The sequence below is a fragment of the Priestia sp. YIM B13551 genome, assembly GCF_042787905.1.
In the GTDB taxonomy this organism is placed as follows: domain Bacteria; phylum Bacillota; class Bacilli; order Bacillales; family Bacillaceae_H; genus Priestia.
This window is the reverse complement of the sequence record NZ_JBHZOX010000002.1, coordinates 709,918-729,430: the sequence shown is the minus strand read 5'-3', so window position 1 is coordinate 729,430 and position 19,513 is coordinate 709,918. Positions and strand designations below refer to the sequence as shown.

Here is a 19,513-nt window from a genome sequence, read left to right as displayed (position 1 = left end):
AAATAAATTAGAAGAAAAGGTACACGCTGTATGGTAAAATGAGTCAATAATATCACAAATGAAGAAATTTATGGAACTGAACTATTCTAATAAACTACTCTAACCAGTTTTAATAATTTTTTATAGAGGATGGAAATATCTAAAATACATAAGGGTTAAAAGGGAGCGGTTAAAGTGAAGCCGACCCTTGTAGATGAACTAATAAAGAAGTTTTCCTTATTTGATTCAAAAAAAAAGAGTATGTGGAATTAGCAGTTGATTTAAACGACATTTACGAAAGCAGTAATAAAATTGATCGATTAATTAGAGAAACTCTTCGTTCTTCACTAAATCAAGAAAAGCTAATCAAACAATTAATTGAAATAGAGATAGAACTTGATCATATTCATTGGCATTATAAAAGCTTAAAAAAGGAATTAAAACAATTACTTAATACTTAAATTGGAAGAAGGTGAAGTTTTGAAAAAAGAATTTTATCGAGGAGATAGTTTTTGGAGCGACGATAGTGAATATAAGCGTATAGATTATCCGATAAATGATGAAATCATAAAGCAAGCTGAAGCTATTTTAGGTGTTAAGTTACCTAGTTCATTATTGGATTTAATGAAAATAAGAAATGGTGGAGGACTTAACTATCCATACTTTATGTTACCTGATGGAGATACCGAAAGTATTCCTTATGGAGGAAGAGCAAGGATTAGCGATATTGATCCTATACATTTTGAAAAGGAAGATATAAGCATCTTGTCTTCTAAAGAACTATTAAAAGAAGTAAGCCTCACCGGTGAATTTGTGGTATTATGGACAGATTTTCACTATTGGGTCGTGTTGGATTATCGCAATAGATCACAAAATCCTGCTGTTATGTATATCGCAGAAAACTTCTCAACTTCAACGTACGACACTACAGAATGGGAGTATATTAAAATAGCAGATACTTTCGATGATTTTTTAAAGCAGCTATTTCGTGTGCCACCATTAGATCCAAAATAATTAAAAAATGGTTATAGCCGTAAATAATGATTAAGCTAAATCAGTATCAAGGCTGTATATTTGATCATAAAAAGGGTTCCTATCTCTAAATGGATGGAACCTTTTTAAATACAATGAATTATTAATGTTTATTTCTTATAATAAAATGAATCCAGCTATTAATAAAACAGCACCAAGCATAATCCGGAATCCTGAAGATGACACTGGATCGGTTGCTATATCTGATGCTACTGCTAAAAAAACTAAAGCTTTTTTAGTTTTTCCTTTTATATTTTTATCCCTTATAATTATAAAAATTCCTGAAACTAACAGATACAAACCAATTATTAAAGATAATATAGGTATAAAAATCATTTTATTTCCACCTTGTTCTAAAGTGCTATAGCATAGTTGTTTTCTATGCTTTTTTGTTACGGTCTAAACTTCTTGACTATGGCAGTAGTACTTTACACCACTAACTTGTTCAACCATATTAAACCTACCTTTTTCACCAGCCTCTTTAGTTTACCTTCACTATTATAGAATATAAAACTAAAAATTCAATTAAAATCCAAAATTATACTATAAGATCAGTCCATAATGAGATGAAAAGAGTTAAAAACACTCTTATTTAATATTTAAATATTCCTGCCAGAAAACGTGTGCACTTTTGCATAATGTTTTGATTTATTTAGATGCATTATATTAATCTAGCAATTTTATTTGCGTTACTAAACACTTCATATTGATTATCCTCTTTTTCTTAGTTATAATGTAATTGTTACATTTGTAATAATAATGTAATATATTTGTAACTTATATACGTTTTGCGATGTTAGATAGAATGGTAGCTAATTTTAAAAAATGAAAAGCTGTTTATAGATAAGCCCTTAGCGGTTGTGGTAGCATCCGTGAGGGGAAAACTTTGGATAAAAAGGTGAGGACGATGTTGAAAAAAATATTTATTTTAGTTGTTCTAGGATATATATTCTTGAGTAGCAAGTATTTTCTTCAAAATTATGTGTATGCGGGCACGTATGAGCAAGATATAAAGGTTAACGATGACTTGGTGTCGAGTCTTCTTTTAGAAGAAGCTGTTTTTTAACGGCTTTTAAGAGGCTAAATTTTATATAAAGAGGTAATGGGTAGAGTTGTGATTTCTTCATATTGTCAGTCTCTTTCCTTATCTTCAAAGGTAAAAAGCAGGCGGTAGTTAAAATGATTGCAGGACTTCGGGTCCTAATAGATTTTTACATTGCCTAGACAACAACTAAGTAGAGAAGAACTATGTAATTGAGAAGAGAAGGCTGAGGGAGTAAGAAGAAAATGAAAAACTATTTAAATGTGGAAGAAGGAAAAAATAGCTGGAAGCGTTATGTAAGTACAACAATCCTTGCTTCTGTGTTTATGCTGTTAGGATCAATTATTTATATTATTGCTGAAATGATAATGGTTGCAGATGATGAAAGTGGAAAATCATATTTTGATTTTGATAGTGGGGTAGCTGTAGGAATCAATGCTAATCTTGATTTTCTGTTGTCTCATATTATGTACATATGCTGGATTTTTGGTTTATGGATCGGGATTCGTTTTATTCACAAACGAAAAATGAAATCATTAATCACTGCTAACAAACGTGTGAATTGGAAGAAAGTAATATGGTCTTTTGGAGCTTTTAGCCTGTTACTAATCGTTTCACAATTAATTGATGTCGTGTTTAACCATTCGGATTATTCATGGAACCATGTAAGTCTGAAAGAGTATGTACTATTAATACTTATTACATTTTTGTTAGTACCTATTCAAACAACAACAGAGGAGCTGTTTTTTAGAGGGCTTCTTCTTCAATGGGTGAGTAAGAAAGTGAAGCGTCCAATTTTACTTGCTATTATTGTTGGACTAATGTTTTCAATAGGTCATTTTGCTAATCCTGAAATGAATAAATCCATTATATTGGTGGGACTAGATTATATTGTAGCTGGTTTTGCTCTTACATATATCGCGATTAAAACAAAAAGCTTAGAAATTACCATTGGCGCACACGCAGCCAACAACATGTTTCTCGCTCTATTCCTTACAACGGACGATTCTGTTTTCGGATCTATACCGAGTTTGTTTAAGGTAGCTAACACTGACCCAGGAGCTAATCTTATTTGGTCGATTGTTATGTTTAGTGTTTTCTATATCTTATGTAGAGGGAAGATAAAAAAGGAAGAAGCAGCTGACAAAGATCAGCTTATTGCTTAAATTGGCAGAACCAATAACTAAACAGGATAGGAGATGTAACAGAGTGAGTGGAAATCACGATGAAAATAAACCATTGACTCGTGCAGAAATGAAGCGAGGCCACTTAGCTACTCAACATCGCATTTTGAATGTACTTATCGTTCTTGCATCGATTGCTGCAGTGTATCTAGTAATAAAAACCATACTTTAAAAGAGCAGCCTTTATGGCTGCTCTTTTTATTTTGTCCCAACACCTCGCAACTACCAATTGAAAAAAGCTTTTAACGAAATCATTGTAGCGGCGTAGACAAGAGATGAGATTAAAAAGGTTGGCAAGTGCGCGTGTTTTTCAAAAGGGAGTTCTTTACTGATCACGTTAAATAACATTGCACCTGAACTAAAAGCAATCATCGACTCGATAAGCAAGCCGGATGAGGGTCCGAAGACGCCCATGATGCACCCAAGAAAAGTTGCCCCGGCAAGCATATAGCGGCCTCTGCTTTTGTGTAAGCGATTATGTTTTTTTCCTAAATGATAGGACCACCCGATAAAATGAAGGCTGATAGCCAGTCCGTAGAATACTGATTCAACTCGCTTAACATCGGTTGAAAATACGACATAAGAAATGATAAAAGAATAAACCATAAAAAAACTAGCCTGTACCATGTACACGGTCAGTTCCGTTAGGTGTGTGGCTGCTTTTGTCTGAGCAAATGAATACACCGAAAAATAGACGAGTAAGCCGAGAAGACCAAGAAAATATAGTTCAGTATCAAGGGCTAGCGATCCTCCAAACTCTTCTTGTTTCTTATGAAGCGTCGGTAAGATATAAATAAATACGTAGGCAATAGCTACACCGCCTGATAATGAGAGCAGCTTTTGCTCTCCGATTGGAGAACGTTCGACAATCGTTAATGCGTATAGTTGAATGAGGATAAAAACAATACCTATTATGATTGATTCAATTGTAACCATGATGGTCTCCTTTTAAGGTTCACTTTTAGGGTTTAATTCCCTTTAATAGAAGAAGAGAAACCATGATTTAGATGGAAACATTGTTCAATTATAGATAGATGTTTTTAAACGTAATAGTTTGATATTGGTGTTATTTTACACTATATATATAAAGTGGTAAATTAAAATAGGTGATTGATCATGTACTTAGTTATATTTCTAATCAAGAATTAGGGGTGGTGTATGTATGAAAAAAGTGATGGTCTTTATTACAGATGGTTTTGCTGATTGGGAAGCCAGTTATGTGACAGCTGAGTTAAATAAACAGGGAACAGGATTTCAAGTTCAGACAATGGCAATCGACAAACACCCTAAAACTTCAATGGGAGGATTGACCGTTCTTCCAGATTACAGCCTAAAAGACTTTCCTTTTAAACTGGACTTTGCGATGTTAATTATGCCTGGGGGAACGGGATGGAGAGAAGAGAAAAATCATCAGGTAAAGAAACTGGTGAGCTTTTGTTTTGAACATAACATTCCGGTTGCAGCGATTTGTGATGCAACGACCTTTTTAGGGAACTATGGGTTTCTTGATCAGAATAAACATACAGGTAATTCATTACCTTATTTGAAAGAAGGAGCACCTAATTATCGAGGGGATGAAAATTATATAGAAAAACAATCTGTTAGTGATGGCTGTCTAATTACAGCTAATGGAAGCGGTGCATTAGAATTTTCGAAGGACATTTTAAATAAATTAAATGTTTTAAAGAGTAAAGAACTAGAAGAATGGTACGCTTTATTTAAAAATGGTTTTATTCCAATAACAGGAGAACATATTGAAAAATAACTCACTTTAAATTACTTAAAAAAAGGTCAGATAGTAATAAAGATTTACCCAATAGGATATATGGCTGCTTTTTTACCGTGTAGGAGGATTCAAAATTGAAAAGAAATTTGTTGTTTTTAGGATTCATGTCTATTCTTTTATTAGTATTGAGTAGCTGTGGGAGTAAGGAAGAAAGCGTGCGTTTTGAAGGGGAAGGGGATCAGTGGAAAGCTTTGTATCTTTTAAATAAAGGAGAGAATACTGAAAACGGACAAGGCAGTATTATCTATAAAGGAAAAGACAAAGAGAAATTAGGAAAAGTTTCTTATGTCGTGGAAGGGGAAACAAGCAAATTATCAGGTACGGATGACGAGACAGGAGGAAAAATTAATTTAAATGGGAGCTGCAGCGGATGTGCGACTCAAAGCAGCAGCGCTCCTTTTCATGTAACAATAAAATGGAATGGTAAAGAAGATAAATTTGATTTAAAAGCAAAGTAGAACGATAAACTAATAAGTGTCTAGAATGTTTGTTATGTTAGCTTTGCTTTTCACCATACGATTAACACAACAAACGCACTTTATAATTGCTTTCATCATTTACATAACTTGTCCAAAACATTCTATTTATCGTCACTAAGTGCAAGTGTTGAAGCTTCAATAATAACTAAAATACCTTAGTATTTCCAATAAAAAAAGAATCCTTTGCCTACATAGGAAAGGATTTTTTTATGTCCACATTTCCTAAAATACAAACCCTTATAAAATAACTTCCTTTAATTATAATTAATGGTAAAATAATCAATATAAAAGAAGGTTACAATGTATTCACCACAGGAAGCCTTATTGGCTAGTTCTCTTTATTTCGTATTTATTATTCTATCTTTTATAATTAGTTTCTTTATCGGAAGGATACTCATTATAAAATCCGATAGATCAGTAGGGGAAGTTCAGGCAATTTCTCTTTTTATTTATTTCGTTTTGTTCGGAACGGATTTTAGATATTGGTGGTGGGGACACGCTATGTCTATTCTTAACATCTTTGAGTTTTTAGCAACTACGCTTATAAGTTTTCTTATCTTTGTAATCAGCGAATGTATTCTTTATTTCTGGTTGAAACAGCTATATAAGACGAATGTACAAAAAGGTGCTTAAATTTAAAATAACAGGCGCCAAACTAATAATTATTTCGAACAGAAAGTTTAATGCTGTTACAGGTTATAATACTTACCGCGTTTTAAAAATGTCATTGAAAGAAGGGCAATATGTTGAAAAAAATCGTGACGGTCACCATTGCTGGAATTCTACTAATGGGAGCAGTAATTTTCTATTTTGTTACATTCTTTGCCTATATCCCATTCGCTAAATTTTCTGGATTTCCTGTCCCTAAAAATGCAAAGTTAGTAAAAGAAAAAGAACGTGTAGATATCTATGATTGGTCTAAAGCTTCTGAAGAAAACGGCATCCCGTCAGGATATAAATTAGTAATTAAATCAAAAGGGTGGAAGGAGAGGAGCCAAGAAGGGGCCTCCACTTACTATGAAAAAGGAAATAAGATAATTGATTTAATATCTCAAACTAATGAATTAACTCTAATTAAGGATAAAGATTGAATATACGTAAAAAGGAGTAGATAAATAAATGAGTACAAAAAAAATACACCTTACGCCATTTGAAACAACTCACATTCAATACTTACATAAATGGTTAAACGATGAACGAGCAATACGAATGATAGGCAGGACACCTTTAACTTATGAAGAGGTAGTACAAGAAGTAGAAAAGAAAAGAATGAACAACGATTTAATTTTAGGAATTAAAAGCGATGAAAAAGAATTAGTTGGATGGGTTTTTCTGAAGGATATAGATTACGCACATGGAAGAGCTAGTATAGGAATTCTTTTATCTTCAGAATCTAGAGGTCACGGGTACGGCCGAATAGCCATGGAGCAAATGATTGATCTAGGGTTTAAACAGCTCCGCTTAAACAAAATCTATTTAACTACAAGAGGAATAAACGAACAGGCAATTGCATTGTATGAAAAAATCGGTTTTGTTACCGAAGGGAAATTAAGAAATCATGCCTATGTGGATGGGAAGTACGTAGATACATATTTTATGGGTATATTAGCTTCGGAATGGAACAAGTAAGCTTACTTCTTCACCATAAAAAGCTAAGCTTACCGACTATCATGAAATTAAAAAAGCTAGTGCTTGTATTGTACAAAAATCACGATTTCATATATCATTTATTTGCCGCCCGTAAGTGCAAATGATAAAACTGTAATAATATACGAAGTACTTTAGTATTTACTAAATAAACTATGAATCTCAGGTAAGAGAGAATTAGAGTGATTATAACATTTTTAAACTTTGTATGTATATGAAACTACAAATCTGGTCACACTAATAACGTATTCTCTCTAGTCTAATAAAGTTAAAAATCCTTTGCCTACATCAGGGAAGGCTTATTTTTTTATAAATCCTGCTTTAATTGGTTGTTAATCTAAATAAAGGGGAATTACATATATTAAGAGCACACAAAGGGGATAAATATTAGTGACAAATTATAGGTACTATACGGGAACCCTGTTTGTCAGGGAATTAGAACGTTTAAAAGAAGAATATATTCAACTTGATCTCGACGATGTGAAAAGAATGGTTGAAGAAGATATTTTACTGTTAGAAAAAGCGGTGAATATGTTGTCTACGAATACAGTTTATTAAATTAAGCAACTTACTCAAGATGCAATAAAGCATTATCTAACGACTACTGTTAATTCAATTTTAAAAAAAGCTACCTCTTTTGACTGGGAAGAGGTGGTCTTTTTCAATTTCCAGACTGGATAGGGCATACTAAGTAAAAAAACGTTTGAAAGCATTTTATAATATTTCCTAGTTTCTAAGGAATATTGCCCAAACAAAAAAGGACATTTCTTCTATGTCCTGTTCCCTCGTATCAGCCCCGCCTACGCTAAATACTATGACAGCCACTCATGCCATCCAACCTATACTTAGTATAAACGAAAGCGTTTACAAAGTAAAGATATTGATGAAATATTCTGTCTATTTTTTATATTAAACTTATCTATTTCGAATAATATCAAACATGATAGGTGAAATTTTTAATGTCTAGAGATTAATTCACTCATTAATCTGTTTAAAGCAATGTGTAATATATCATGTTCTGTATACTCTTGTTCAAAGGCTAGACTTCTTTTTTCTTTTTTCTTCAACAACTTTTTAATTTCATCACATAAATAAATTTGAGAATCCAAAAGTTTTATTTCTTTTCTATCCTTTATTTGTTTAGACATGAAATCAACTCCTTTATGATTCTTTAAGGAACTATTCTATCTTAAAAAGTAAAAATCCTTCTTCTATTACATCGGAATAACGTAATAGGGTTTATCAGAAGGAACCACCTTAGATTAGAGAAAAATGGATCCTGTTTTTTGCTTTTCAGAATTGAATATGTTTTTATAATTTGAGCAACCTACTCAAGCTGCCATAAGGTATCAATAGATAAAGTCGTGAAACAGAAAAACCTACCTTTTTGACTGAAAAGAGGTAGGTCTTTTCTGTTTTTACTCTGTATATCGCGTTCAATCTTAGTTACTATAATCATTTTTAAAGGAACCAATCAAGTAGAAGAACCCTTGGATCAGTTCTGTTTACTGTCCAGGGTTCTTTTTCCGGAATAAGCAGCTTTGCATCATACATTCTTGATATGCAAACGTTCCTCTGAGAAGTTAGTAATGAAAGACATTACGCTCACAAGCAGCACGAGTGAAATGATATATTTAGAATATTATTATTATTATTGGTGAAAATGATTTAGGAGAGAAAACTATGGAACTCAAACAGTTAAAAATTTTTCAAATTGCTGCTCGAGAACTAAACTTTACTCGAACAGCTGAAATCCTTCACTATGCTCAATCAAGTGTAACAGCTCAGATTAAATCTCTTGAGGAAGAACTTGCTGTCCAACTTTTTGACCGGTTAGGGAAGCGAGTTATCTTAACTGACGCTGGAAAGCGCTTTAAGCTATATACGGACAAGGTGCTTGATTTAACCGAAGAGGCAAAGGAGACTGTAGGTGGGAATGAAGAGCCTAGTGGGACGTTAACAATATGTGCTTCAGAAACCCAATGCACCTATCGCTTACCAGCTTTGCTGAAACTATTTCAAGCTCGTTTTCCTAAAGTGAAACTGATTTTTCGACCTGGAATTTCTGAAAATGATTTTGAGGATTTACTTGCTCAAGGTCTCATAGATGCTGTTTTAATATCTATGACTCGCATTAACTCGGATAAGCTGATTGCCGAGCAGCTTGTCGCGGAACCTATTGTTATAGTAAGTCCGCCGAATCATCCTTTAGCCGATAAATCTGAAGTAAGACCCGCGGACCTGAATAGTCAGTCGCTGCTTTTTACTGAGAAATGCGATTATCGAAATATATTTGAAGCGTCACTTGTTGATGCAGCCGTTCAACCGTTATATGACCTTGAACTTGGTGATATAGAAGCCATCAAAAAATGTGTAATGGCTGGAATTGGAATAGCAGCATTACCTAAGCTAGCAGTGGAGAAGGAAATAGAGGAAGGGAGTATGAGTGTATTAAGATGGAAAGGTCCAGAGTTTCCAATCGTAACTCAGCTGGTCTGGCATAAAGACAAATGGGTATCTCCAGCTTTGAGTGCTTTTTTAGATGTAACTAGAGAAGTAATACTGGATCATTAAGGGGATTAGTATTTGAATCTATTTTTATTGAACACCAAGATTGGTTTACATAAATAAATTGATTACATATTATAGAGATTACTAATCGGTTTTTTAGATAGTAACAATCTAAATATTCATCTGTAATGATTGGGGCGGGGCTTGTATTATATATGATAAGAAGTTTGTTGGATATACATATAGTTTATTTATGTTCTCTACTACATTACTATTCTGTATGTGTATTGTCTAAACTACCATAAATATAAGTTACCCGCAGCCTAACAGTTGAATCTACTAATTGTAGAGGTAGAGAAGGTTAAAATTTAATTAAGATATGTATTTGATTTTAGATAATGGGAGGGGTATAAATGAAATCCTATAACTATTTGTGTTCTACTCAAATTGAGGTAGGGATGGGAAAAGCTCAAGAATTACCAGAAATGCTAAAATCCCTAAATATTGGTTCATCCATTTTAATTGTGAGTGATCCAGGTGTGGTCCGTACAGGACTAGTTTCACCAATTATAACGGCCCTGGAGGCTTCTGGATATCGAGTATTGTTATTCGACTCCATTGAACAAAATCCTCGAGATAAGAATTGCTTGGAAGGTGCTAAATTATTTCGTGACTTTGGTGCAGATGCAGTTGTTGCCATTGGTGGTGGAAGTGCAATGGATACTGGAAAAGCTATTGCACTGTGCGGTCCAAACGGCGGGGAACCATCTGACTATGCAGACGGCCGACTCCTGTATTCAAACATTGCACCAGTTATTTGTATTCCAACTACTTCAGGTACGGGATCAGAAGTTACTCGTTCTGCTGTTATTACAGAAGCATCTACACACCGAAAGATGACACTCAAACATAGTTTGTTAAGACCTGTCTTGGCGATTCTTGATCCTGAACTAACATTCAGTCTTCCGCCTTCTGTTACTGCCGCTACTGGCATTGATGCACTCGTTCATGCGATTGAAGGTTATACATGTAAAGTAACAAATCCTATTTCACAAGCGCTCGGAGCTCAAGCAATGAGAACCATTGTTTCGGCATTGCCTATCGTTTTCCGCGATGGTAAAAATGAAGCGGCTCGTCAAGATATGCTGGAAGGAAGTCTCTTAGCAGGCCTTTGTTTTGGATCTGCAGATGTTGCCTCGGTACACTGCTTAGCAGAAGCGCTTGGAGGACTTTATGATACCCCGCATGGAGTTGCCAATGCAGTATTTTTACCATATGTATTAAGGTTCAATTCTATGGAGAACAAGCAACTACATGCGACATTAGCAAGGTATATGAGCTTTGCCAAGGACTCAGATTCAGATGAAATAGCTGTTGAAAAATTAATTCAAGGAATTATAGAATTAACAGAATCATTAAACATTCCTAAATTGAAAGATTTAGAGGGTGTAAAGAAAGAAGATTTTCCCAGCATTGTAAGGTTGGCCATGCAAAATAACTCAACATCAAGTAACGTCCGTTTAATTACCGAGGGCGATTACATGCAAATTCTTGAACAAGCTTACTTTAACCGTGTAGATCAAAATTGGGATTCTGAAGTAGAGAACTTAAATTAAAAGATAAAGATTAAATACTGGCCCCCAATCATCAGGCTGTTTCTAACGATTGGGGGCCAGTTTATAAATAGTATCTATTTATTTTTAATCAGAAGATACGTAATACCAGTTTTTATGTGCTTTTTTATTGAAAATAAAAAGCCCTACTTTGACTGAGGACTTTTTTTAGGTTTATACTTTTTACTTATTTTCTAAAACATACTTTTTCCTCGTTTCCCTCATGCTCAAAACTACACCCAAAAGTACAATGATTCCACCAATAAATTGGTTTATGCCTACCACTTCATGAAGGAGTAGAACAGAAAATAACACACCAAAAATAGGAACAAGATTCATCAGCGTCATCGCAGAACTAGAAGATAATTTGCGTAATCCAAAATTATATAATAAAAAAGCGATAACCGAGCAGAAAACGCCTAGGTACAATAAGGTTAGAAATGATCGTATATCTGGTGTTTGCCAGCTTGACTTCTCTATAAAGGCTAATGGAATAAACGTAATAGCTCCCGCCAAAGTTTGATAAAAAGAGATAGTAATCATGGAATATTTTTTGACAACTTTACGAGTTGTGAAGTTATAGAGAGCAAAAATAAAACCTGCTACAATTAATATAATATTACCAATTAATTGCTTATCATCTGTCTGAGTTTCAGGACTATAGGATATTTGATATACACCTATCATCGCTACTCCAATTCCTAGGGCCTTTACCCATGATGTCTTTTTTCTAAAAAAAAGAAATTCCATCAAAACCGTTATAGCAGGATACGACGCTACAATAATAGCGGCATTAGATGCTGTTGTTAGTTCAACTCCTATGTTCTCCAGAGAAAAATAAAGGGTAGTGCCTAGTACACCACTCATAGACATTAACCCCATATCTTTGAATGAAGGCTTTGTTTTATCTTTCCTGATTAAGAGAATAAGTCCTAAAATAACAGCAGCTATAACAAAACGAGCCGCTCCTAATGTAAGGGGTGGAAAAGAGGTATAGGCTATTTTTGTTCCAACAAACGATGTACTCCATAAAAGGACGGCTATTACGGAAGCACTTATGTATAAACCATTTCCACTTCTAACCTTTCTTATTTTTAAGCTTTCTTGTTGTTTCGCTATCATTGTATCCATTATTACACCTCCAAGTAGGATTAAAAACTATATGGTAGCTACTTTTGTAGCAACTAGAATTAAATTATAATTTTTAACCCAAACTGTCAAGGGTACTAATGGTATACTTAGTTTAAAATTATTGACTTTACCCGGGTATTATCAAGGAGGACCAATCATGACACTAGATATAATAAAAATTTTGAAAGATGTAAATTTTACTGAATATGAGGCAAAAGCATATTTAGCTTTACTAGAAAAATCTCCTCTTTCAGGGTATGCTATTTCGTTAAATTCCGGAGTGCCAAGATCTAAAATTTATGAAGTATTAGGAGGACTAGTGGATCGAGGAGAAGTCATGATCAGTCATGAAAATCCCGCTCTATATACACCGTTACCTCCTAATGAATTAATCAACTTGAAAAAACGTAAAGCTGAATCCTCGTTTGAAGTAGCTGAAGAAGCTCTCGAAAATTATTCTTATGTATCTTTAAACAGAGAAAACATCTGGAACATTACAGGTTATGAGCCTATACTAAATCGTACAAAGGAAGCTATAAAAGAAGCTACAGGGCGTATTCTATTGGAAATATGGGCAGAAGATGCCCAGGAACTAAAAGAAGAATTACAAGCAGCAGCCAAAAGAGGCGTAGAAATTTTAATTGTATCCTATGGAGATTTAGTATTTGACTTTGCGCAGGTTCATCAGCATGATGCAAGCGAAGAAATAACCAATGAATATGGCGGACGATGGATTGTTCTAAGTGCTGATGATCGAGAAGTAGTTGCAGGTATATTATCACTTGGTAAGGATAGCCGTGCTGCCTGGACGATGCATCCGGGATTAGTTATGCCAATTACAGAAGTTATCATTCACGACTTGTATATCTATGAAATGATGAAAAAACATCGAGAGATCCTAGAGTCAAGCTTTGGACCGAACCTTATTGAACTTCGTAATCGATTTAAATTTAATTCATCAGGCTATAGCGTAGCAGCAAAATTAGGATTGATTAAATAGCCAGTATTAATGCATATATAACAATAATAAAGTTACTTATTATAGTCACTGTTATTGCTAGCTGTAACATGTTTTACGCAAACTAACTTCGTATAGGGGATGTCTTCATGGTTAATAAGGGCATTTATTTCCTGAGATCTTGAATATGACCATAATAACTTATGCTAGACGGTGAAATGAACTCTGTCTTGATATTATCAAATCAGAAACATAATTCTTAATAAAGTGGAAAATGATAGTAGTAATCTTATAAGGAGAATAGATGATGAGAGATCATGATGATCAAACGAACGAGGGATTAAATCAAATATTTGAAATCATCAATGCAAAAGGGGACATACGGGAATTAAATCAAATAGTAAAGAAATCCAAAAAGGAGCTCAATCAGGACAAAGACGATACTAAACCATAAAATTAAATAAGCTTAAGAAATCATTCTTAAAAGAACCGATTAAGTAAAAGAATTCTTGGAGCAGTAAGCTTTTTCCAAGGATTCTTTTTTAGATTATGAGGTTTTTATAGATCGTTGATATGACTAAATTCTTTGGATAGTTAAAAGAAAAGAGCATGTATAAAAAAGCCCGCATTCTATATTAAAAATCCACCTGTCCTGCAAACAATGGGTGGCATTTTAATAATTACTTTAACATCTTATAACTGATTTAAATAGATTGTCCGTAAACGTATAAGAAAGGGCAGCATTCTATTGAGGAAAGTGTCCTTAATGCAACATAACGTGTGTGAAAATTAATTGTAGCATGATGTTTCTTTGAAAAAGTTGAAACGATAAATACAAAAAGACTTGCTCAAGGTAAAAAGCAAGTTAAAAGAAAGATAATCACGTGGTAATTCCATTATAATCCACAAATAGTGAGCGTATATTAAAATATAGTTACAATCAAATTAATTCATAAAAAAGATCAATTGATCTTTTTTAATTGGTGGCAATTACATAACGTAAACACTAGCCACCTGAAAGGAGTTAGCTAAAAAATTCTATTACTTCTTTCATAAGAATTATACCTTAAAATAAAAAGCACCCGTGGAGGCGAGCGTTTTTATAAACTTAACGTGTAAAGGAGAAGCGATTCGTCAGCAAAGGGAGGAGGCTTAGTAGTTACAGGACATGCTCGTTTTGTTGTAGTTATACGTATTTAAAGTAATTCAACAAACATCCATTATCAAAGTACTATTTCGTTAATTGATTATACACTTCTTCTAGTTCTGAAAAAGAGATATCTTTAGATGCATAACCTACAGCAGCATCCACAATTCCATCAAAACCTTCAGGTGAGATACTTTCTGCTTTAAGGTATCGCTCATACTGCTCTAGTTCCTCTTGCTGGTTTTCTAAATCCCTCTCTTTCCCTTCGTAATCAGGAGCTTTCATAGTTTCGATATTTTTCTTAACAACATCAACATACCGTCTTAATTCTTCCACGCTTATCATTCTCCTTACATTTTTGAAGTAATACATAGGTCAAAAATATGAAACGCTGGGAAGGTAAAGGGACACTTTCCCTTTATAAATATTGTGTTAACCTTTCAAAATTATACATCCGAAAACTAAAACACCCATAAAAGGGTGCTTTTAGAAAACCTTCTTTATTGAAAGGAGAGACCATTCACCCGCAAAGGGAAGGACGGACTGCTTATAGTATGTGTTATTTTCTTAAATTTATATGTCAAATAGAAGAGGCGATTGAGCAAAAAACTATTAAACAAACTAACAGTATGAAGAAGCGTGCTCTTTCACATAGAAATTGATATGAGATGATGCGAGGTTTTATATGAAATACTTTCTTGTATTGAGCTTTTTAATTTAGCTGCAATCCATCACTTCTAGAGAGTAACCAGGGCAGGATTAGCTATTGGTTCTTTTTTGTAACATTAAATATTAAACAATGATAGGTTACTTTTATTCCGTTCTCATTACGATAATCATTTTCATATAGGTTGATTAATTCACGAAAAAAAGAAGGGCGTTGACAGTAGCTTTCCTCGTTACTGTTACTTGCTCCAATCTTTTTTATTGATGTAAAAAATGCCTGAACCGTTGGAAAATATTGAACCTCTAGTTTCTCCATTTTTGATAGTTTAAATGGATGCTCTCTCAATGGAACTAATGCTTGTTCACAAATTTGAGACAACTCTTCAAGAGAAAAAAATGATTGGCCAGGTGAACTGTTACTGAAAAGACCAAGCTTTTGTTTCGCATGACTGTAGCATGAATGAAGCTCTTGAAATGTACGATTTCCAAAGGTTGAAAATAGCAGGCTGCCTGTAGGCTTAAGTTGTTTATACAATTTTTTTATTGTCGTATGAAGACTATTAAACCACTGAAATGTTGCATTCGAAATGATAAGGTCATAATGTCTTTCAATACTTAGTTCCTCGATATCTCCACATATGAAAGAAACTCGATCTTCCATTACTTTTTTCTTTGCTAACTCAATCATTCCTGATGACAAATCAACTGCTGTAATAGTAGCCCTAGGAAATTTTTTGCACAATAATTGTGTTAAATAACCCGTACCGCAGCCAATTTCAAGAATAGTTATTTCCTGGTTGAAGAAATTGGTAGAAAGCTGGTCTATTAACTGGTTTGCCATACTTTTTTGTACATCGGCATAAGCATCATAAGTTTTAGCATGATTATTGAACCTTTTCTTTAAGAGTTGCTTATTAATCATAAATGAGCTCCTTTTCGAGAAATTTTTCTATAAGTTGCGTACATTGCTGAGGCTTCGTAAAAAAAGGAATATGGCCAGTTTTTTCTAGGATACACAGCTGTGCTTTTCCATCAATCCTTTCAGCTATGAAAGAAGAAGACTCAGGTAAACATATTTGATCATCTCTTCCATGGATTAACAAACAAGGAGTTTGAATTTGATTGAGTTGCATTCTAACATCTTTTTGAAGTAAATAATCTAGCCCTTTAAGGAGGGAGTACGTACTGTCTCCTTGATAATCACGCTGAACAACTTCAATAAATTGATGATGAAATTCTTCTTCTTTTTCAGATTTAGTGAACATGGCGTTATAAAATGCAGTAAGGGTTTTTTCTTTATTACGCTGTAGTTGTTTTTTCATACGTTCAACGATACGTTGCTCCCATCCAACTGTATTTGTATTATGCACGTCGTTTGTAAAGCGACTAGTTCCGCCAATTAATATGAGTCCTTCTATCTTGTTAGGGTATAAACTTGCAAGTTCAAGCGTTACAAGGGAACCTAATGACCAACCCATTAAATAAACAGTACCTTGAGTAGAAGTAAGCAATTGAATTGCTCGTTCTCTAAAGTCACTTAGTTCTTTTACACCTCTCCAGTCTGTACACAAAACGTTACATATAGTAGACAATGATTTTATGATTGGGTGAAACGCTGCTTTTTCCATTCCCCATCCGGGAAATATTATAATAGTGGATGGTTTCATTGAATCACACTCATTTCTTTTCCAATTAGAGAAATTCTCTTTATGGCCCAATCTAAATCTTCTTGAGTATGATCGGCTGTTACAGTAAAACGAATTCTTGCTTTATTCTCAGGAACAGTAGGAGGCCTAACTGCAATAGCAGCAATTCCTTCTTTCTGTAAACGCTCTGCAAACTGCATTGTTCTTTTGTTTTCTCCCGTCAAAATTGGAATGATTTGAGATTGACTTTTGCATGTGTTAAATCCTTCGTATGTAAGTGCTTTTCTAAAAAATAGTGCATGTTGTTGAAGAAGTGCGCGACGCTCTGTGTCTTGTTGCACCTTTTCAATCGCAGCCGTTATTGCACCGAGTATAGCAGGGGGAAGAGCAGTTGAATAAATGAATCCTCGCATTCTATTTTTAAAATAATCTATCAGCCACTGTTTTCCGGTAACATAAGCTCCAAATGACCCTAGCGCTTTACTAAACGTTCCCATTTGAATATCAATTTTATCTTGCAGATCAAGAAAATGTGCATATCCTTCACCATTTTTTCCGTATACACCGCTTGCATGAGCTTCATCAACCATTAACAGTGCGTTATACTGCTCTTTTAATTTAACAAGATCCTCGAGCTTGGCAAAATCACCATCCATGCTGAAAACAGTATCTGTTACAATTAACTTCCGTGACTCCAAGGGAACTTTTTTTAATAAATTTTCTAGGTGGTTCATATCGTTATGGCGATAGCGCTGCAGTTTTGCACGGCTCAGTAGGGCGCCATCAATGATACTTGCATGATTTAACTTATCGCTGAAGATGAAACCATTACGCGGAACCAAGGCTGAAATGATTCCTAGGTTTGCATTATAACCACTATTGATAATAAGTCCTGCCTCAGCTTTTTTCCAATTAACAAGTGCTTTTTCTGCTTTCTCATAAAGAGAGTGATTTCCTACTATTAAGCGTGAAGCTGCTGCTCCTATTCCATATGTCATCACAGCATCACTCATTGCTTTCTTCAGCCCCTTATCTCCTGCGTAGCCTAAATAGTTATTAGAGGCAAGGTTTAACATCTTATGTCCATTGACTGTAAGCCATGGTTGTTCAGCAAATTCTGTAGTAACAAGGTGCCGTTTTTGAAAAATTTCATCTAAATAGGCAAGTTCTCTTTTTATATCTTCTTCCCAATACAATGCACTTTCACCACCGAAAACAATATATGTTAACTTTATTTTATTTAAAGTTAACAATTATATCTAATCACGCCTTTAGAACAGTGTCAAGATAAAATAATTTAAAGAAGAGATACTAGATAATTGTCTCCACATAGCCTACTACAGTTCATTTTTTGAATCTCATGAGTACACATGCAGCCTTACTTCGGTACCTAAATAAAACGTAAAGAATCAATGCTTTTTTCAATAATCATTTGAAGGTGTTTTGAAAACAATGAGGAATACCTAATATTGGTCGTGGATTTTAGAATAAGGAGGAATCTCAAGTGAAGGGTCAAGAATTACAGTTTTATAACTACCATGTATGGGCAAATCAAAAGATTTTTAGTCACTTAAAAGGCTTGCCTCAGGATATTTACCACAAGGAGGTTAAGAATGTTTTTTCTTCTGTATCGGAGGTGTTAGGACATATTTATGCTACTGATACTATATGGTTAAGTGTCATGTCAGGTTATAGTTTTGATGAAATTATCAAATCAGGAAAACAACTAAGAGAGAATATAAAAGGCAAAAGCATCGAGGAAATGGAGATGATGTTTCTTAACTTATCTGAGCAATTTAAAGCATTTTTTGACCACCAAGATAACCTTAATCAACTCGTTTTCTGCGCATATCCTAATTTTGGCCAGCTAGAAACTAATCTATTTGAATTAATCCAACATGTAGTTAATCATGGAACATATCATCGTGGAAATATAACAGCTATGTTACGCCAAATGGGATATCCTGGAGTTATGACTGACTATGTTGCTTATTTATATGCAACGAAGGTAAGTAACAGTTAGATATCTTAAAGCGTTCTAAGTTAAAAACTCTCTAAAAATTAATCTTAATAATAAGTTAAGAGGATGATTTGATAACTGCAATTCATCTTACTTCAAAAGTTCTGTAAAGGGTCGCGTATTCTTATAGGAATGTTGAGAATGCGGGCTGAAGAAGAGTATTTGAGTAGAAATGAGAGAGGATTTTACATCATCTAAGTCCCAACATTTGTACTAAAAATCGTATAAAAAACGTAAAAGTCTGAGCATATTCGTACTTATTAATTAAGTTCTTTTCTTAAGAAGAAGCTGCCAAACAGGCAGCTAATAATACAACTCTAATTTTCTTTTAAGGTTTTGCGTTGCCAGGAGGCTTATTAGTTGGAAAAATTGCTTTTCCCACGTCTTCTGCTGCAATTACCGGATCTACCGTATTGCTATTTGGTTTGCCTTTCTGACTATTGCCTTTATCGCGTTTCTGACTCATTTTTAAATCTCCCTTCAAATTTAGTTACATTGTTAAGATGAGTTAATAGAGCGTAGCTTATTCAACCCATTGTCTTTTTTAATTATATTTATTTTATTGGTGTAAACAGGTGTCTAAGGTTCTAAAGAATCTCCTTTACCACAGTATTATTCCTTTTTTAATACCAATCTAGAACTTAAAAGTCCTTTTACCGGGACTTATCAGAC

The 19,513-nt window shown here is 34.1% G+C and carries 22 protein-coding genes and 1 pseudogene; 14 read left to right on the top strand and 9 right to left on the bottom strand.

The window, feature by feature from the left end; genetic code table 11:
* Positions 1-174: 174 nt before the first annotated feature.
* Together ACFX4N_RS13215 and ACFX4N_RS13210 are read left to right on the top strand one after the other, a co-directional pair.
* Positions 175-440 (top strand): annotated as a pseudogene (locus tag ACFX4N_RS13215) (hypothetical protein).
* Positions 441-459: 19 nt separating this feature from the next.
* Positions 460-993, top strand: a complete 534-nt coding sequence (locus ACFX4N_RS13210; protein WP_013058421.1) for an SMI1/KNR4 family protein — start codon at positions 460-462, stop codon at positions 991-993.
* Between the two features lie 135 nt (positions 994-1,128).
* Here ACFX4N_RS13210 and ACFX4N_RS13205 read toward each other — a convergent pair whose 3' ends face one another.
* Positions 1,129-1,347, bottom strand: coding sequence for a hypothetical protein (locus ACFX4N_RS13205; RefSeq protein ID WP_013058420.1), 219 nt, complete (start codon positions 1,345-1,347; stop codon positions 1,129-1,131).
* 951 nt (positions 1,348-2,298) lie between these two features.
* Here ACFX4N_RS13205 and ACFX4N_RS13200 point away from each other — a divergent pair.
* Positions 2,299-3,219, top strand: a complete 921-nt coding sequence (locus tag ACFX4N_RS13200; protein ID WP_377261556.1) for a CPBP family intramembrane glutamic endopeptidase — start codon at positions 2,299-2,301, stop codon at positions 3,217-3,219.
* Between the two features lie 43 nt (positions 3,220-3,262).
* Complete coding sequence (locus ACFX4N_RS13195) at positions 3,263-3,409, top strand: hypothetical protein (protein WP_014458831.1); 147 nt, start codon at positions 3,263-3,265, stop codon at positions 3,407-3,409.
* 50 nt (positions 3,410-3,459) lie between these two features.
* Here the strand turns inward: ACFX4N_RS13195 and ACFX4N_RS13190 are convergent, their stop codons facing one another.
* Positions 3,460-4,173, bottom strand: a complete 714-nt coding sequence (locus tag ACFX4N_RS13190) for a hypothetical protein (RefSeq protein ID WP_057273773.1) — start codon at positions 4,171-4,173, stop codon at positions 3,460-3,462.
* Positions 4,174-4,399: 226 nt separating this feature from the next.
* On the opposite strand from ACFX4N_RS13190, the gene ACFX4N_RS13185 reads away from it, so the two are divergent.
* The 5 genes from ACFX4N_RS13185 (at position 4,400) to ACFX4N_RS13165 (ending at position 7,707) form a co-directional block, all read left to right on the top strand.
* Entirely contained in the window at positions 4,400-5,002 is a 603-nt protein-coding gene (locus tag ACFX4N_RS13185; protein ID WP_057273772.1) for a type 1 glutamine amidotransferase family protein, read from the top strand.
* Between the two features lie 95 nt (positions 5,003-5,097).
* Positions 5,098-5,481, top strand: coding sequence for a hypothetical protein (locus tag ACFX4N_RS13180; protein ID WP_057273771.1), 384 nt, complete (start codon positions 5,098-5,100; stop codon positions 5,479-5,481).
* A gap of 764 nt (positions 5,482-6,245) precedes the next feature.
* Positions 6,246-6,593, top strand: a complete 348-nt coding sequence (locus tag ACFX4N_RS13175) for a hypothetical protein (protein ID WP_013058414.1) — start codon at positions 6,246-6,248, stop codon at positions 6,591-6,593.
* Positions 6,594-6,621: 28 nt separating this feature from the next.
* A complete protein-coding gene (locus tag ACFX4N_RS13170) occupies positions 6,622-7,131 on the top strand; it encodes a GNAT family N-acetyltransferase (RefSeq protein ID WP_013058413.1) in 510 nt (169 codons plus the stop codon).
* A 408-nt stretch (positions 7,132-7,539) separates the two neighbouring features.
* Complete coding sequence (locus ACFX4N_RS13165) at positions 7,540-7,707, top strand: hypothetical protein (RefSeq protein ID WP_013058412.1); 168 nt, start codon at positions 7,540-7,542, stop codon at positions 7,705-7,707.
* Between the two features lie 398 nt (positions 7,708-8,105).
* On the opposite strand, the gene ACFX4N_RS13160 is transcribed toward ACFX4N_RS13165, so the two are convergent.
* Positions 8,106-8,297 (bottom strand): hypothetical protein, encoded by a 192-nt coding sequence (locus ACFX4N_RS13160; RefSeq protein ID WP_013058411.1) that lies wholly within the window; start codon positions 8,295-8,297, stop codon positions 8,106-8,108.
* Between the two features lie 535 nt (positions 8,298-8,832).
* Between ACFX4N_RS13160 and ACFX4N_RS13155 the strand changes: the two genes are divergently transcribed.
* The gene (locus ACFX4N_RS13155; RefSeq protein ID WP_057273770.1) at positions 8,833-9,723 is read left to right on the top strand and encodes a LysR family transcriptional regulator; all 891 of its coding nucleotides are present in this window, start codon (positions 8,833-8,835) and stop codon (positions 9,721-9,723) included.
* Positions 9,724-10,073: 350 nt separating this feature from the next.
* Complete coding sequence (locus ACFX4N_RS13150) at positions 10,074-11,276, top strand: iron-containing alcohol dehydrogenase (protein ID WP_057273769.1); 1,203 nt, start codon at positions 10,074-10,076, stop codon at positions 11,274-11,276.
* 180 nt (positions 11,277-11,456) lie between these two features.
* Here ACFX4N_RS13150 and ACFX4N_RS13145 read toward each other — a convergent pair whose 3' ends face one another.
* Positions 11,457-12,404, bottom strand: coding sequence for a DMT family transporter (locus tag ACFX4N_RS13145; RefSeq protein ID WP_013058408.1), 948 nt, complete (start codon positions 12,402-12,404; stop codon positions 11,457-11,459).
* Between the two features lie 157 nt (positions 12,405-12,561).
* Between ACFX4N_RS13145 and ACFX4N_RS13140 the strand changes: the two genes are divergently transcribed.
* Together ACFX4N_RS13140 and ACFX4N_RS13135 are read left to right on the top strand one after the other, a co-directional pair.
* Positions 12,562-13,404, top strand: a complete 843-nt coding sequence (locus tag ACFX4N_RS13140) for a TrmB family transcriptional regulator (protein WP_013084386.1) — start codon at positions 12,562-12,564, stop codon at positions 13,402-13,404.
* Positions 13,405-13,669: 265 nt separating this feature from the next.
* A complete protein-coding gene (locus tag ACFX4N_RS13135; RefSeq protein ID WP_162257212.1) occupies positions 13,670-13,816 on the top strand; it encodes a hypothetical protein in 147 nt (48 codons plus the stop codon).
* Between the two features lie 777 nt (positions 13,817-14,593).
* On the opposite strand, the gene ACFX4N_RS13130 is transcribed toward ACFX4N_RS13135, so the two are convergent.
* The 4 genes from ACFX4N_RS13130 to bioF all read right to left on the bottom strand — a co-directional run bounded on the left by ACFX4N_RS13130 (position 14,594) and on the right by bioF (position 18,017).
* Positions 14,594-14,854, bottom strand: coding sequence for a YnfE family protein (locus ACFX4N_RS13130; RefSeq protein WP_235567333.1), 261 nt, complete (start codon positions 14,852-14,854; stop codon positions 14,594-14,596).
* 418 nt (positions 14,855-15,272) lie between these two features.
* Positions 15,273-16,097, bottom strand: a complete 825-nt coding sequence (bioC, locus tag ACFX4N_RS13125; protein WP_057273768.1) for a malonyl-ACP O-methyltransferase BioC — start codon at positions 16,095-16,097, stop codon at positions 15,273-15,275.
* Entirely contained in the window at positions 16,090-16,842 is a 753-nt protein-coding gene (locus ACFX4N_RS13120; RefSeq protein WP_057273767.1) for an alpha/beta fold hydrolase, read from the bottom strand. The genes bioC and ACFX4N_RS13120 overlap by 8 nt, the downstream gene beginning before the upstream one ends.
* The gene (bioF, locus tag ACFX4N_RS13115; RefSeq protein ID WP_029323503.1) at positions 16,839-18,017 is read right to left on the bottom strand and encodes an 8-amino-7-oxononanoate synthase; all 1,179 of its coding nucleotides are present in this window, start codon (positions 18,015-18,017) and stop codon (positions 16,839-16,841) included. The genes ACFX4N_RS13120 and bioF overlap by 4 nt, the downstream gene beginning before the upstream one ends.
* 308 nt (positions 18,018-18,325) lie before the next feature.
* Between bioF and ACFX4N_RS13110 the strand changes: the two genes are divergently transcribed.
* On the top strand, positions 18,326-18,844 hold the full coding sequence (locus ACFX4N_RS13110) for a DinB family protein (protein ID WP_377261549.1): 519 nt from the start codon (positions 18,326-18,328) through the stop codon (positions 18,842-18,844).
* A 325-nt stretch (positions 18,845-19,169) separates the two neighbouring features.
* On the opposite strand, the gene ACFX4N_RS13105 is transcribed toward ACFX4N_RS13110, so the two are convergent.
* On the bottom strand, positions 19,170-19,307 hold the full coding sequence (locus tag ACFX4N_RS13105) for a hypothetical protein (protein ID WP_013058400.1): 138 nt from the start codon (positions 19,305-19,307) through the stop codon (positions 19,170-19,172).
* Positions 19,308-19,513: the final 206 nt, after the last annotated feature.